General features: G+C 68.7%; 15 protein-coding genes. 12 read left to right on the top strand and 3 right to left on the bottom strand.

Features of this window, described 5'->3' with window-relative positions; translation table 11 throughout:
* The first annotated feature begins 71 nt into the window (after positions 1-71).
* Positions 72-899, top strand: coding sequence for an SAM-dependent methyltransferase (locus QSK15_RS10020; protein WP_285793885.1), 828 nt, complete (start codon positions 72-74; stop codon positions 897-899).
* Between the two features lie 146 nt (positions 900-1,045).
* Here the strand turns inward: QSK15_RS10020 and QSK15_RS10015 are convergent, their stop codons facing one another.
* Positions 1,046-1,315 (bottom strand): hypothetical protein, encoded by a 270-nt coding sequence (locus QSK15_RS10015; RefSeq protein ID WP_285793884.1) that lies wholly within the window; start codon positions 1,313-1,315, stop codon positions 1,046-1,048.
* A 252-nt stretch (positions 1,316-1,567) separates the two neighbouring features.
* Here QSK15_RS10015 and QSK15_RS10010 point away from each other — a divergent pair, with 252 nt between their 5' ends.
* The 4 genes from QSK15_RS10010 to QSK15_RS09995 all read left to right on the top strand — a co-directional run bounded on the left by QSK15_RS10010 (position 1,568) and on the right by QSK15_RS09995 (position 5,471).
* A complete protein-coding gene (locus tag QSK15_RS10010; protein WP_285793883.1) occupies positions 1,568-3,586 on the top strand; it encodes a hypothetical protein in 2,019 nt (672 codons plus the stop codon).
* 147 nt (positions 3,587-3,733) lie between these two features.
* On the top strand, positions 3,734-3,931 hold the full coding sequence (locus QSK15_RS10005; protein ID WP_285793882.1) for a hypothetical protein: 198 nt from the start codon (positions 3,734-3,736) through the stop codon (positions 3,929-3,931).
* Between the two features lie 75 nt (positions 3,932-4,006).
* Entirely contained in the window at positions 4,007-4,918 is a 912-nt protein-coding gene (locus QSK15_RS10000) for a GNAT family N-acetyltransferase (protein WP_285793881.1), read from the top strand.
* A 16-nt stretch (positions 4,919-4,934) separates the two neighbouring features.
* Entirely contained in the window at positions 4,935-5,471 is a 537-nt protein-coding gene (locus tag QSK15_RS09995) for an ATP-binding protein (protein WP_285793880.1), read from the top strand.
* A gap of 138 nt (positions 5,472-5,609) precedes the next feature.
* Here QSK15_RS09995 and QSK15_RS09990 read toward each other — a convergent pair whose 3' ends face one another.
* A complete protein-coding gene (locus tag QSK15_RS09990) occupies positions 5,610-6,386 on the bottom strand; it encodes an Ig domain-containing protein (RefSeq protein WP_285793879.1) in 777 nt (258 codons plus the stop codon).
* A gap of 247 nt (positions 6,387-6,633) precedes the next feature.
* Between QSK15_RS09990 and QSK15_RS09985 the strand changes: the two genes are divergently transcribed.
* From QSK15_RS09985 to QSK15_RS09955, 7 genes are all read left to right on the top strand, one after another.
* Positions 6,634-6,867 carry a holin gene (locus tag QSK15_RS09985; protein ID WP_130401785.1) on the top strand — a complete coding sequence of 78 codons (234 nt, stop codon included), beginning with the start codon at positions 6,634-6,636 and terminating at the stop codon, positions 6,865-6,867.
* Between the two features lie 179 nt (positions 6,868-7,046).
* Positions 7,047-7,676 (top strand): 4a-hydroxytetrahydrobiopterin dehydratase family protein, encoded by a 630-nt coding sequence (locus tag QSK15_RS09980; protein WP_285793878.1) that lies wholly within the window; start codon positions 7,047-7,049, stop codon positions 7,674-7,676.
* A gap of 278 nt (positions 7,677-7,954) precedes the next feature.
* Positions 7,955-8,152 carry a hypothetical protein gene (locus QSK15_RS09975; protein ID WP_285793877.1) on the top strand — a complete coding sequence of 66 codons (198 nt, stop codon included), beginning with the start codon at positions 7,955-7,957 and terminating at the stop codon, positions 8,150-8,152.
* Positions 8,153-8,312: 160 nt separating this feature from the next.
* On the top strand, positions 8,313-8,885 hold the full coding sequence (locus tag QSK15_RS09970) for a MauE/DoxX family redox-associated membrane protein (protein ID WP_285793876.1): 573 nt from the start codon (positions 8,313-8,315) through the stop codon (positions 8,883-8,885).
* Positions 8,886-8,904: 19 nt separating this feature from the next.
* The gene (locus QSK15_RS09965; RefSeq protein WP_285793875.1) at positions 8,905-9,429 is read left to right on the top strand and encodes a thioredoxin domain-containing protein; all 525 of its coding nucleotides are present in this window, start codon (positions 8,905-8,907) and stop codon (positions 9,427-9,429) included.
* Positions 9,426-11,333, top strand: coding sequence for an ABC transporter ATP-binding protein (locus QSK15_RS09960; RefSeq protein ID WP_285793874.1), 1,908 nt, complete (start codon positions 9,426-9,428; stop codon positions 11,331-11,333). The genes QSK15_RS09965 and QSK15_RS09960 overlap by 4 nt, the downstream gene beginning before the upstream one ends.
* Complete coding sequence (locus QSK15_RS09955) at positions 11,330-11,863, top strand: S26 family signal peptidase (protein ID WP_285793873.1); 534 nt, start codon at positions 11,330-11,332, stop codon at positions 11,861-11,863. The genes QSK15_RS09960 and QSK15_RS09955 overlap by 4 nt, the downstream gene beginning before the upstream one ends.
* Here the strand turns inward: QSK15_RS09955 and QSK15_RS09950 are convergent.
* The gene (locus tag QSK15_RS09950; protein WP_285793872.1) at positions 11,800-14,679 is read right to left on the bottom strand and encodes an AfsR/SARP family transcriptional regulator; all 2,880 of its coding nucleotides are present in this window, start codon (positions 14,677-14,679) and stop codon (positions 11,800-11,802) included. The two genes, QSK15_RS09955 and QSK15_RS09950, sit on opposite strands and share 64 nt — an antisense overlap.
* Positions 14,680-14,876: the final 197 nt, after the last annotated feature.

Here is a 14,876-nt window from a genome sequence, read left to right as displayed (position 1 = left end):
TAGACTCGCCGCAACGCCGGCACCACCCGCAGACCTCTGCCTGCGCCAACCCCGATCGAATGGAGACGCCTATGACCCGCGACAAGGCGGCACCCGCCGGCATCGACCCCACCATTCCCAGCGTGGCCCGGGTCTACGACTTCTTCCTTGGCGGCAAGGACAACTTCGAGGCCGACCGGAAGGTCGCCGAGCACGCCCTGCGGATCACACCGGACGGGCCGGCCGCCGGCCAGGCCAACCGGGCCTTCCTGCGTCGGGTGATCCGCTACCTCGTCACCGAGGCGGGCATCGACCAGTTCCTCGACATCGGCTCCGGGCTGCCCACCCAGGGCAACGTGCACGAGGTCGCCACCGAGCAGAATCCGAAGGCTCAGGTGGTCTATGTGGACAACGACCCCATCGTCCTGGCGCACGGGCGCGCCCTGCTCGCCGCGGAGGGCACCGCCACGGTGATCCAGGCGGACATCCGCGAACCGCAGGAGATCCTCAACCACCCCGACGCACGCCGGTTCCTCGACTTCGACCGGCCGATCGGGTTGCTGCTCTTCGCGATCCTGCACCACATCGGTGACGACGAGGACCCGAAGGCGGTGGCGGCGGCGCTGATCGACGCGCTGCCCTCCGGCAGCTACGTGGCGATCTCACACTTCCGCGACCCGGGCGACCGGGACCCGGAGGGCTCGCGCAAGGCCCGCGAGGTCGAACGGGTCTTCAACGAGTCGCTGGGCACCGGCCGCTGGCGTACCGACGAGGAGATCCTCTCGTTCGCCGAAGGGCTGACGGTGCTGGAACCGGGGCTGGTGCCGTTGGCCGAGTGGCGCCCGGAGCCGGACGCTCCCGCCACGGTGCAGACCGACACCTATCACACCTTCGTCGGGCTGCTCGCCCGCAAACCGTAGGCCGCCCTGCGTGAGGTCCGTCGGCGGGAGCATGCCCCGCCGACGGACCCGCGTCAGCTCCGACCGGAGCGGGAAAATGCCCGCAAGACTCCCGTACGCGGTGCCAGCAGACGCGTCCAGCGGCTGCCGCCCGCCCCGGCTACGCCCTACTCCTCGGCGGTGGGTCGACTGCGCACCACCAGCTCGTCGATCTCCAACCGGCCGACGCGCAGCTCCCGCACGAGTGCCCTGCGGATAGCCAGCCGCCCGATGGCCAGCGCCCCTACGGCCACGGCCCCTACGGCCAGTGCCCCCACGGCCAGCGCACCGATCGACGCAGCCCCCGCAGCCCGCGCGCCGGTGGCCGCCGCACCCGTCGCCACCGCGCCGTTCGCCCGCGCCCCGGTCAACCGCATCAGGCTCACCTCTCGCTTCATCCCCCCATTGTCGGCGTACCGCTGTCCGCCCGCTTCCCCAGCAGGCGGAGTCGCCGGACCCGATCAACCGGTTCGGGGGAGCAGCAGCCGGCCCGGCCGTCCACGGTAATCGAACCGTTGCTGTGGGCAACTGTAACCGCCCGCCCGGTCCTGCTGTCGCATCGCTGACACCCATCTTCTTCCCTCTATGGCCTGCCGTAAGGGTGTAGAGCCCAACGTGAATTTCATTGAGTCCTAGCGGCGATCCCGGAGGTGGATGTGGTCTCCTCGCTCAAACACGCACCGGCCGCGCAGGAAGCAGAGCCGACGGGTAAATCGTCGTCGGCTCGTGTCACCGCAGAGCGAAAAGTGGTATCGCCGCCATCGGCCCTCTCCGTTTTCGTCACCTGCATCCTCATGGCGCTGTTGTTTGTCTTCGTGATCGTCGGCACTCCGGACAGCTGGGGTGCCGACCTGAGATGGGCGCTACGGGCACTGGCAGCGTTGACACTCGGTCTGCTACTCGTCATACACACCCGACGCCGTTACGTTCTTCCGCAACGGACATCACACCGATCCACAAAGGTATGGGGGCTACCCGAATACCAGGTCAACGTCCTGCAGCGAACCGCCGGCCAAGCCCAGATCAGCAACACCTCGGACAACGCCGGCCCCGCGCAGGCGCGTATCTTCGCCTCTGCCGTCATCTATCCCGCACACGTTCGTCAACGGCTCACCGAACGATACGATCCGGGCCAGCGGACGCTGACCCAGCTGGTCACCATCGATGCGCAGTTGCCGTCACGGGACGTCCAACGGCTGCTGAACTCGGCTGATACCGCGACACTTCAGAGGCCAGGGATTCCGGCCCAGCGGACAACAACAGGCAACGAGGGCTCCGAGGGTGGGCGGAGCGACGCCGCCGACGCGACCCAGCATCCGGCCGTCATCCTCTTCCCCGTGCTCGTGCCCCGCAAGGGCGAAATGGTGGACAACCTGCGGGTCCTGGCCGCCGACGGCAGCGCGGTACCGGTGCTCTCCTACCGGCAGTACCTGCAACTCGTCGCCAAAGTGCTCCGGACCCTCCTCGACATCGCCTACGGCGAGGACATCTCCAACGGCAGACACCCGGACGCTCTCGAAGCGGAACGGACCGCGCTCCAGGCGGTGATGCGCCGGGCCACGACCACGACTGATGAGCCTGATGACAGCGAGGGCAGCAACGCGCTGTACCGGGCAGGACACGTGAACGGCCGGGCGAAGCTCGCGAACCCCGCAGCACTGAAACTGGCGGCGCAACTGATCAAGAAGCTGTCATCCCACTACGCGGTGGTGGCGGCCGTGCCCTGCCCCGTGGATGGTCGATTCGTCGTCTCGTACGAGCGGATGATGACGCCCACCCTCGCCCTTGCGCCCCTGTCCGAGGGCATCCTGAGCTGGTTGAAGGCTCGCGCACGTCTGCTGCTCGGCTCCCGACCTGTCGACTTCTCCATATCGTTGGACAACGCGTGGACCACGCAGAGCTATCACCTCATCATCGACTGCCAGGACGGGGTGTTCGTCGGCGTACAGGAGGCGCAGGAACTGGAGGGATACCTGAACGCCCACTGGAACGATCGCCAGTCACGACTTGAGCAGAGCTTCGCACAGGAGAGGTCGGGGCCGCTGCTGGAACTGACCACGCCCCCGCCCTACTACCGTTTCCGCCGACGCGCCGGCCAACGCTACGCCCACTTCTACACACGATTCTTCCCCGAGCCCAGAGAAAAGCTGCCCAACGGTGATCGCATCCCGGATGTGCGGTTCCGCTTCTACGAGGTGCCACCGGGTTCGGTCTTCCGCGCGCTCATCGCTTCGACAGCGGCGGCACTCCTCATCTGGCTGATCGGCTTCGTCACCTCGCGCGACCCCGACCCGGGAACCGACGTGCCGGCGTTCCTTCTGGTCTTTCCCGCCGTCGCCGCAGCCTGGCTCGGCTTTGACAGCCAACCACGACGTCTGCTTGAGGGGACACTCGCGGCGCGGATCTCCCTGCTGGCCACTGTGCTGTGTTCGATCGCCGCCAGCGGCCTGTTCATGGTTTACAAAGCAGAACTCCCCCTCCTGCAATGGAAAGTCCCGGCCGAAATGCAGATCCTGGGAATCACGTCGATGGCGTGGAGCGCGCTGATGTTGCTGGCCCTGTTGAACGCGAGCACCACCGGTTACGCGTACCTTGCGAGGACGTGGGAATTCATCCATCTATCGGGCAGAACCGACGGATTCGGTGGCCCCAAAGAGCACCTTCACTAGGGTGGAGCCCTGTTACACTCGGCCCACAACATCGAGCGATCGCAATGCATTGACGCACCCATCTGTGAACCAGAACGGCACCGCGTACGTCTTCACTGCGGTGAGCCCCGTACGCCCCGGCAGATCGGATCGGTTCAGGTGATGTCCATGGACTCCGAGTACCACGTCTCATCGCACGACTGGCCAGCCGGCACCGGCGCTGACGACCTCACCCTTGACCAAGCCAACGAGGTGTTCGACCTCTTCGACTCGTACTACTCCATGGCGATCCAAGGCCTGTCAACGGTCCCGATCCTGCTACCCAAGCGTCCGCAGCTCAGCGACGGCACGGTTGACGGCAGCTGAACCGTCCCTCATCAGCCCCGACCGCAGACGGTAATTCGGAGGCGCGGAGAATCGGGCGATGGCTAGCGTAGGCGGATGAGCGCTGTCGCGACGGCCGGGCCGCGTCTGCGGTTCTGCACGGATCCGGGCGAGTTCCTGGCCTCGGCGGGTGCCTACTTGACCGCCGATCCGGTCGTCAGCACGGTCGTGACGACCGTCGCGCACCGGCTGCTGTCGCAGCGGGCCGAGGGCATCTCGCAGCCCGACCGCAATTGGTGGCTGGTGGTCAGCGACGACTCCGGCGTCGTGGTCGGCGCCGGGATGCGTACGGCACCGTATGCCCCCCACCCCTTGTTTCTGCTGCCCATGCCCGACGAGGCGTCCGTTGCGCTGGCTCACGCGTTGCACGAGCGCGAGGAGGAGGTACTCGCTGTCAACGGGGCCCTGCCCGCCGTTGAACTGTGCGCCGCCGAGCTGACCCGGCTCGGCGGGGGTCGAGTCGACATCACCCAGCACACCCGACTGCACGAACTCGGCGAGCTGACGATGCCGCCACCGGTGCCGGGCGGCTTGACGGTCGCTACCGAGGACGATGTGGAGCTGGTCACGGACTGGTTCGCCGCGTTCATGGACGACGCCGACGAGCAGGCCGGCCGACCACGGGGCACCAGATCCCATGAGATGCCCGACCGGGCGGACATGTTGCGCCGCCTCCGAGCCGGAACGCTGTGGTTCTGGGTCGACGACGCCGGAGAGCCGGTGCACCTCACCGGTGCCAACCCGCCGTCGTTCGGAGTGGTCCGCGTGGGCCCGGTGTACACCCCGCCCGCCCAACGGGGACGGGGGTGGGCCAGCAACGCGGTCGCCGAGGTCTCCCGACGGATCCAGGCCGAGGGTGCGCGGGTCTGCCTGTTCACCGACCAGGCCAACCCGACCTCGAACAAGATCTACGCGACGCTCGGCTACCGACCGGTCGTCGACATGGCCAACCTGATCATTCTCCGCTGACGGCCGGACGCGGGTGATGAGGCAACCAACACTGTTCCTGACTGTGGGACTCCCCTGCACCGGGAAGACCACTGCCGCGCGACGCATCGAGATCGAGCGGACAGCGCTCCGTCTCACGAAGGACGAATGGGTGAAGGCTCTCTACGGGCACGAGAACCCGCCGGCGGCTGGGGACGTGATCGAGGGCCGGCTCATCCAGATCGGGCTGCGCGCCCTTGAACTGGGCAACAACGTCGTGATCGACTACGGCCTCTGGAGTCGGAACGAGCGTTCTGCGCTACGCCAGGCGGCAGCGGACCGAGGCGCGCTGGTCGAGATGCACTACTTCGCACTTACCCCAGCCGAGCAGCGAAGACGACGTGATCGACGTCAAGCCGAAGCGCCACACACGACGTGGCCGATGTCCGACGACGAACTCGCCGAGTGGGCTGCCACCATCGAAATCCCCACCCGAGCGGAACTCGACGGCAGTGAACCTCTTGACGATCCGCCGGCTGGATTCTCGACATGGGACGAGTGGCGCGAACACCGCTGGCCGCCGTCGCTCTCCTGACCACCCCGCTACGCAGAGGTGGTGATGGCCGTCCGTCACCATTCCGACACCGAACGGCCATCACCTGCATCCGGCCCCGCCGACAGCGGCTGCGGGACCGCTCCGGTCCGACCCGCACCAAGTGAGTTACTGACCGGGTCAGCAGCGCGTGCAGGGGGAGTCTTTTCGGACACTCCAGGTGAAGGTGGTGCTGCCCTGTCCGCCCCCGTCGGCCGTGACCGTGACGTTGTAGCTGCCGATGGTGCTGAGCGTGCCGCTGATCAGGCCGGTCGAGGGGTTGATGGCCAACCCGGGAGGCAGGCCGGTCGCCGACCAGGTGTACGACCCGCTCCCGCCGGTGGCCTGCATCTGCAGCGCCACGGAGTCCAGCTTGAGCATGCTCTGGGTGCCCGGGTTGGTGACCGTCACCGCCCCACTCGGCGGGGTTATCGGAATATCCGGGGGCGGGCACGTCAGCGATACCGTCAGAGAGTTTGTCGATCTGGTGATGTATTCCGGACTTCCCGAAAGGAACTGGACGGTGGCGGTGGCTCGACCCGAGTAGTAGCCCGACTCGCAGAGCGTGCCCGGGTTGGTGACGCCGAGACCGAACAGGGTCACGTTGGTGTTCTGCCACACCTCGGTACGGCCGTTCACCGTCTGGCCGGGGCCACCGACCAGCCCGTGGTAGAGCAATTCCACGGTGAGGTCGACGCGACGCACCGGACCGTCGCACTGGACAGTTGCGGTGTAGTTGACGGTCTTGGCGTCAGTCTTGCCTGGTGGGCTGTCCGGCGAGATCCACCCACAGTAGTGACCGTCTGAGGCCACGGCGGACGCCGGCGTGGCGAAGCCCAGGGATGCGATCGACACGGCAGCCGCTGCCATGGCCAGCAGTAGACGGGACCTGCCGCGTCGCAAGAGCTCGATATTCATCGATGAATGGTCGCACGCGAGTGTCGGAGTCGGCAACGGCCGAGCCGGGGATCAGCCCTGCCAGGACGGTCGCCGTGAGCTGTTCGTCCGAACGACCCGCGGTGTTGGTTCTCGATTCCGGTCGCACGATCCCCGACGTCGGCCGGGAGCGTCTCGTGCTGGACAACGCGGCATGGCAAAAACCGGCTCTGACCAGGCATTCTTGACGTATGGACCGTCCGATGAACCTACCCCTGGAGGTACCACGATGTTCACCACGAAGTTTTGGAAGGCCACCGCCGAGCGTGCGGTGAAGAGCGCCGCGCAGGGTCTGCTGCTCTACTGGGGCGCTGACGTCGTGTTCAACGCGTGGCAGGCGGATTGGGCGGCGGCCGGTGGCATCGCTTCCGGTGCAGCGGTGCTGTCCGTGCTCACCTCACTGGTGAGTGCGAAGGTGTCCGGTGAGGGCGACTCGCCCAGCCTCGTCGCTGCCGAGCAGTAGCTTCAGCACTGCGAACGGCAGCGTTGCGCCGACCTGGGCCGGCGGGGCGTCTCAGCTCCTCCGGCCTGTCGGCAGGGGTGCGCCCAATCTCGGCCACTGTCCCCACCCGCCCCGCCGGGCATGCGTACGTGTCGGAGAGCGGTGCGCATCGGCGCGCAGCCGATGCTAGGTTCGCCGGCGTGACGGTGCAGATCACGGCCGGGCAGTTCCACGCGGCCGACGGGGTCGATGACTGGCGCTGCCTCTACCACGTGGTCTCGGCGTATTTCCGCACCGGCTCGATGGCCAAGGGCGTAGCGTTCGTCAATGAGGTCGGCCGGCTCGCCGGTGGCGCGGAGCAGCAGTACGTCACCGTCGATCTGCGTCATGTCGGCGTCACGGTGTCCCTGTTGTCGCGCGACGTCGCGCTGGCCCGGCGGATCTCGGCTGCCGCCAGGGACCTGGACATCCCCGCGGACCCGACCGCCGTGCAGCTCGTCAACGTCACCCTCGACGCCCTCGTCGGCGCGGACGTGCTGCCGTTCTGGCGGGCGCTGCTGGGTTACCGCCAGATCGATGATGACTATCTGGCCGACCCGGCGCGCCGGGGTCCGGGCTTCGGGGTGCAACCAATGGATGTCCGGCGTCCACACCGCAACCGCATGCACCTTGACGTCGCCGTCCCACACGATCAGGCCGAGGCCCGCATCGCCGCCGCATTGGCTGCGGGTGGCCAGCTGGTCTCTGCGACGCAGGCACCGAAGTGGTGGGTGTTGGCCGATGCCGAGGGCAACGAGGCGTGCGTCGCCACCTGGGTCGGGCGACAGTAGCTGTTCGATCGAAGGTCCACGGCCGCGATCGAGACGGCCAACCGTCGAGCCCAGAGGTCACCCGCTCCTGGCTGCACGACCAGATCGCACATCACCGGATCTCCGCCGCTGCCGGATCGGACCGGCCGCGCCGCGGCAGCCGATCGACGCTGCCGGGAGCCATGCCGGCCGATGCTTCCACACCTCTTCCACGGCAGTTGCACCAGGCTTGCACCGGGCGTCGGCAGGGTGTTCCACAGAGGAAGCACGGTGCTCCTCGGGTATCTCGGGAGGCTCGGATGAAGGGAATCATCGAGGGCATGGGCGGCCGGTTGCTGGCCATGTTCGTACCCAAGATCAGTGCGTCGGCGGGCTGTGGTAGCTGGCCTTCGTGCTGGCAGTGCATCAGCCGGTGCGGACGGGCGCTGCCCTGCGACGCCTGCACCGTCGGGGAGATCGATCAGCCCGGTGAGTGGATTTTCTGCAAGGGCTGCTGACACCTGAGGCTGCCGGGCGACTGATCGCTGTCACCATGCGGCCTTCCGCCTCCGGCCGAGGTCGTGAAGCCAATTCTCCGATGGGGATTCCGTCGGGAACGGGTGGTCGATCCTCGGCCGGGGTGGCGGGCGTCAACGAGTCGAAGCGAGGGGAACACCGATGCACTATCTGACCATCACCGTGCGGTGCGCGATCGGCCTGGTATTCCTGGCGTCCTCGGTGAGCAAGGTGTGGGGACGGGACGCGTTCCCCGCCTTCGTCGCCTCCCTGCGCGGAGTCGGACTGCTGCCGAGGCGCCTGGTCCGTCCGGCCGCGCTCGTCCTGGTGCTGGTGGAGGGCGCGCTGTGTGCGGCGTTGGCGGTGCCCACGGGTCCTGTCCCCCGCATCGCGCTGGTCGGTGCGGCAGTGCTGCTGGGCGTCTTCACGGTCGGCGTGGGAATCGCGGTACAACGGGGGACCGCGAGTACCTGCCGCTGCTTTGGTGCCAACACGGAGAGACTCGGCCGCCGGCACGTCGTCCGCAACGTACTGCTGACCGGCCTGGCGGCGGGTGGAGCCGTCGCGGCGGTCGCTTCGGCCGCGTCACCACCCAGCTCGCTCCGGCCGGCGGGGCTGGTGCTCGCCGGCTTCGTCGGCCTGCTGCTGGGCGTCCTGGCCATCAGATCCGACGACCTGGTGGCCCTGTTCCGCGGGGTCGACCACGATCCGCGACTTACCACCCACAGTCGTTGACTACTTTCGGGAGCATCAGATGACCCTTCTTGCTTCGGCCGTTCTGGTCGTGGGCCTGCTCGGTACGGTGAACTTCCTCCTCACCTTCGGCGTCCTGAAGCGTCTGCGTGAGCACACGGCGCTGCTCTCGAACGAGGCCGGGGTCTCCGCCGAACTGGGCATCGCCGACCCGGTGGGCGACTTCGCCGCCGTCGACATCGATGGCGTACCGGTGCGTCGCGAGCTGCTGCGGGCGGAGACCTTCGTGGCCTTCGTCTCCACGTCCTGCGACTCGTGCCGGGAGAAACTGCCCGAACTCATCGAGCACGCCCGGCGGGTGCCCGGCGGCCGGGAGCAGGTACTCGCTGTCGTCGCCGCCGGTGCCGACGACGCCGACGCGTTCGCCGAGCGGCTCGCCCCGGTGGCGCGGGTGGTCGTCGAGCCGAAGGGCGGTCCGCTCAGCAACGCTTTCCGCGCCTTCACCTATCCCACCATGATGTGGGTCGGTCCGGATGACGCCGGCCGGCTGGTTCGGATCAAGCAAACGGCGCCGGCTCCGGCATGATCGGGTGGCGGACGCGGCGCGGCGACATCGCGGCGGATGACGCCCGCGGGTTGAGGGCGTCGGCACCACCGGCGCGGTCGGCGCGCCGCATCCGTACGGCGTGCCTGCTCGTCGGCCGGGCCGCCCCGGTGACAGTGCTCGGGTACGTGGTGCTCATGCTCGGCACCGGTGCGCTGCCGGTACTGATCGCATGGTTGACCAAGGGGATTCTGGACGGAATCGCCGGCGACGCGGCGCCGAAGACGCTGACCCAGATCGGTGTGGCGCTCGCCGTCGCCGGCATGGTGGCGGGGTCGGCGCCGCAGCTCACCCGGTACCTGCGGGCGGAGTTGGACCGGTCGGTCGGCCTGCTCGCCCAGGATCGGTTGTTCACGGCGGTGGACCGCTTCGTCGGTCTCGACCGGTTCGAGGACCCCCAGTTCCTGGACAGACTCCGACTCGCCCAGCAGACCGGTGGCACCACCCCGAGCCAGGTCGTGGACGGCGTCCTCGGCACCGCCCGTACGGCGATCACCGTCACCGGCTTCCTCGGGTCGCTCTACCTGTTCAGTCCGATGCTGGCCGTCCTGGTGCTGGCGTCGGCGGTGCCGATGCTGGCGACCGAGATGCTGTTGGCCCGCTACCGGGCTGGAATGCAGTGGCGGATCGGGCCGGCGGAGCGCCGCGAGTTCTTCTACAGCCAGTTGCTGTCCACCTCCGCGGCGGCGAAGGAGGTAAGACTGTTCGGCACCGGCGGCCATCTGCGGGACCGGATGTTGGCCGACCGCCGGACGGTCAACCGGGCCAAGCACCGCAACGACCGCCGCGAGCTGTTGGCGCAGGTCGGCCTGGCGCTCGTGTCCGCGGTGGTCGCCGGCATCGGCCTGCTGTGGGCGGTCCGCGCCGCGGCGGCCGGTCGGATCACGGTAGGTGAGGTCACCGTCTTCGTCGCGGCGGTCGCCGGCGTGCAGAACGCGTTGGCCACGCTGGCCGGGGAGATCGCCCGCGCGCACCACGCGTTGCTGATGTTCGACCATTACGTGGCGGTGACGACCAGTCCCCCGGATCTGCCCATCGCCTCGGTCGCACGACCGGTCGACCAGCTCAGGCGTGGCGTCGAGCTGCGGGACGTGTGGTTCCGGTACTCCGCCGAGTCGCCGTGGGTCCTGCGTGGGGTGAATCTGTGGATCCCGGCCGGTGCCACCCTCGCGGTCGTCGGGCTCAACGGTGCCGGCAAGTCGACGCTGGTGAAGTTGTTGTGCAGGTTCCACGACCCCACCCGTGGGCAGGTGCTCTGGGACGGGGTGGACATCCGCGAGGTCGACCCGGCCCATCTGCGGCGCCGTATCGGCGCTGTCTTTCAGGACTACATGCACTACGACCTGACCGCAGCCGAGAACATCGCTCTGGGTGATCTCACCGCCCTGTCGGATCGAGGACGGATCACCGCCGCCGCGCGTACGGCCGGGATCCACGACGTGCTGACCGCCCTGCCGCACGGTTACGACACCCTGTTGTCACGGATCTTCTACCAGGAGTCCGACAAGCAGGACCCGACCACCGGTGTGGTCCTCTCGGGTGGTCAGTGGCAACGGCTGGCGCTTGCCCGCGCCTTCCTGCGTGACCGGCCGGACCTGCTGATCCTCGACGAGCCGTCGGCCGGGCTCGACGCGGCAGCCGAGGACGAGATCCACCACCGCCTGCTGCGGTACCGCACGGGCCGGACCAGTGTGCTGATCTCCCACCGTCTGGGCACCCTCCGCGACGCCGACCTGATCGTCGTCATCGCCGACGGTCGGGTGACGGAACGCGGCACGCACGATTCCCTGATCGCGATCGACGGCACCTACCGCCGGTTGTTCAATCTTCAGGCGTCCGGCTACGGCGAAAACGCCGAGCGAGCGCTGACGACGGAGGCACGATGATCCGGGCTGCCACGTTCGGGACCTCGCTCGCGGAGACGTCGAGGCCGTACGAGTTGTTACTGATCTTCGGGTTGTTGGCTGCCCTGACCGGCGCGGCCCTGCTCGGATGGCGCCTACTGACACGTCGTCTCGTCGCGGTGACGGTGGACGGCGCCAGCATGGAGCCGACCTACCGGGACGGCGACCGGGTGCTGGTGCGGCGGGGCCGCGTGCCGGCCACCGGGCATGTGGTGGTCGTGGAGTATCCGTCAGTCGACGGCAAATGGCCGCTGCCGCCACTGCGCGACGGCGCCTCGGCCGCCGAGGTGGGCCGACGCCGATGGTTGATCAAGAGGGTGGCGGCGGTGCCTGGTGACCCGGTACCCCGGGACCGGGTGCCGGCGTTGGCTGAGGAGCGAGTACCACCAGGCATGGTCGTACTCCTGGGCGACAATCCGGGGTCGAGCTTCGACTCACGGCGAATCGGCTACTTCTCCGGGGAGCGGATACTGGGCGCGGTTCTCAACGCCCCTCGCTCGCCCTCACCATGACCCACGGCCGGCACCCTCGCCCGGGTGAGTTCCAGCTTGGCCCGTACCGCGTCGGCGTCGCCAGCGCGCAGCTCGGTCATGATCGCGTACGCCCGTCCCCAACTGTTCGCGGCAGCCGCCATGTCGCCCAGTGCGTGGTGGCAGTCACCCAGATGTGCCAGGGCCTCGGCTTCCTTGAAGCGATGCCCGACGTTCAGGCACAGCGCCTGCTCGTAGCACTCGATGGCGATGGTGTACTCACCCAGGTGGTGGTAGGCGTAGCCGAGGGTGTCCCAGGTGTTCACGGCCCCGGCGTCATCGCCCAGTTCGGCGTGCAGCGACAACGCCTGCCGGCAGTAGCCGATGGCCTGCCGGTAGTTGCCGACCTGCGCGTAGTCCCAGCCCACCGCGTTCAGTGCCCGGGCCTGCCCGCTGCGGTCGCCACCTCGCCTGAACAGGTCGAGCGCGACCTGGTCGTGGTGTGTCGCCGACCGCTGATCACCCTGCAACTCGTACAGCCAACCCAGGCTCAGGTGGTTGTACGCCTGACCGACGGGATCCGCGGCGTCGGAGAGGTCGATCAGTGCCCGGTGCAGCTGGTCCCGCGCCTGCTCCAGTCGCCCGAGCCCGGCGAGCGCGTGGGAGAGTTCCCTGCGGCACTGGGCCTGCGCCGGCCGGTCGTCGAGGCGGACCGCCGCCGCCAGGGCCAGGGACTGGATGGTCAGAACGTCGTGCCAGTAGCTGCCCCGGCCAAGATAGGTCGCCATCGCCCAGGCCAGCTGCGCGGCGTGCCGGTCGAGACCGGCGTGGGCGGCGCAACCGACCACGGCGATGAGCGTCTGGTGCTCCACGGTGAACCAGGCGAGGGGGTCGACCTCCGCCGGGTCTTCGGGCGTCACACCCTCCTCCGGTGCGACCACCGCAACCGGTTGCCGGTACGGCATCAGCACCTTGTCCGCCGCGACAGCCGAATGCAGGTAGTGGTCCAGCAACCGGCGTCGTGCGGCCTGCCGTTCGGGCTCGTCCTCGCACAGTTCACCCGCGTAGGCGCGGAGCAGATCATGCAGGACGTACCGGCCGGGGACCCGCTCCCCCGTCAGGTGGGCACCGGTCAGTTCGACGAGCAGGGCGTTGGCCGCGCGCCGGCTCAGGCCGGCCAGGCTGGCCGCCGCTGCCGCGGTGAAATCCGGGCCCGGATGCAGGCCGAGCAACCGGAACAGCCGGGCGGCCGCCGGGGTCAAGGCCCGGTAGGACCAGGAGAACACCGCGCGTACGTCCACCGAAGAGTCGCTGTCGGTGAGCCTGTCCAGCACCCCGGCGCTGGCCAGGTCACCGGCGAGGGACCGGAGGGTGAACTGGGGGTTGGCAGCGGCCCGGGCGGCGGCGATGGACAGTGCCAGCGGGAGGCCCGCACAGAGCCGGGCGATCTCGAAGACGGCCTCGGGTTCCTGCCCGGCGCGGTCGATGCCGATTCGGTCGCTGACAAGCTGGCCCGCCTCCCTCTCATCGAGCAGGCCAAGGGTGAGCGGGTGGGCACCGTCGACGGCGATCAGGGATGACATCCGATTCCGGCTGGTCACCACTGTGACGCACGTGGCCGAGCCGGGAAGCAGCGGCCGGACCTGGTCGGCGCTGTGCGCGTTGTCGAGCATGATCAGGATCCGTCGGTCCCGCAGTTGGGCCTGGTATCTGGCGACCTGCGCGTTGAGGGTGGTCGGAATCTGCTCCGGTGCCACACCGAGGGCCTCAAGGAAGGCGCGCAGCACCTCGGTCGGCGCCAGCGCCGCGGCGGTGGCGTCGAAGCCCCGGAGGTTGGCATAGAGCTGTCCGTCGGGGAACCGAGGGGCCAGCCGGTGCGCCAGGCGCACACTCGAACTGGTCTTGCCGACCCCTGCCGGACCCACGACAAGCAGAATCGCCGGCCGCTGCTCGTCGCGGTCGATCAGCCGGGCCTCCGCCGTGGACAGCTCCTGCGCACGACCGACGAAGAACGGCAGGTCCGAGGGCAGCATCCGGGGCACCGTGGGCCGACCGGCCGAACCGCCGGCCGGTTGTCGCACCTCCCGCCGAAGGATGTCGCGCTGTAGGTCGTGTAGCTCCGGTGCGTCGATGCCCCGGCGGCCCAGCAACGCCAAGCCGTCCCGGCACACCTCCGCCGCCTCGTCGGCGCGGCCGTCGCGGTAGAGGGTGAGAGCGAGCATGCAGCGCAGGCCCTCGTCGTACGGGTCGGCGGCCACCGCGCCGGTCAGGTCGCCCATCGCCTCGGCGTGCCGCCCCAACCCGTTGACCGCCTCCGCGTAGAGGAGCAGTGCCGTACGGTGCACTGCTCGAAGTCGTGCGACTTCGGCCAGGGCGAAGGGTTTGTCCGCGAGGTCGGCGTAGGGCTCGCCGTGCCACTGATCGAGCGCGGAACGCAGCATCGCGGCGGCCCGGTCGGCGTGCTCGGCATCACCGAACGCCAGCAGTCGACGGCTCTCCCGGAGCGCCTCCTCGAACCGGACAGCGTCGACGCACGCCGGGTCCAGGTCCAGCCGGTATCCCGATGCGGCTCCGCGGCCGACCGTGGCGATGAGCCAGTTGCCACGCCGCCCCCGCTCAGCGGGTTCGAGGGCACGCCGCAGGTGGGCGACATGGCTGCGGAGGGTGGCTCGCGCGGCGTCCGACGCGTCGTCGCCGGTGAGCAGTGTCGCGAGTCGTCGACTCGGCACCGGCTTGCCGAGCTCCAGCAGCAGGATGGCGAGCAGCGTGGTGAGCTGTGGACCCAGCGGGACCGGGACGCCGTCGCGGCGCAGCTGAATGGGGCCCAGTATCGAGACGTCCAACCGACCGTTCGTCACATGGCCAGTCACCGGCACGCGCCCAGGTCACCGAGAGCAGTTACGGTCGGGACCGTCGCACCTGGGGCCGGTCCGCCTGCCAACCGGAAAAGGCCGACGAGCGCTACCTGGATACGCAGCAGATTCACCTCAGCCATGGTTACAGCTCGATATAGATGAGGTGCATTGTATAGACATCGTCGGGGCGTCGACACCAT

The sequence above is a fragment of the Micromonospora sp. NBRC 107095 genome, from assembly GCF_030269705.1.
Classification (GTDB): Bacteria; Actinomycetota; Actinomycetes; order Mycobacteriales; family Micromonosporaceae; genus Micromonospora; species Micromonospora parva.
The sequence above is the reverse complement of the archived record's forward strand: the minus strand, read 5'-3'. Positions and strand labels throughout refer to the sequence as shown.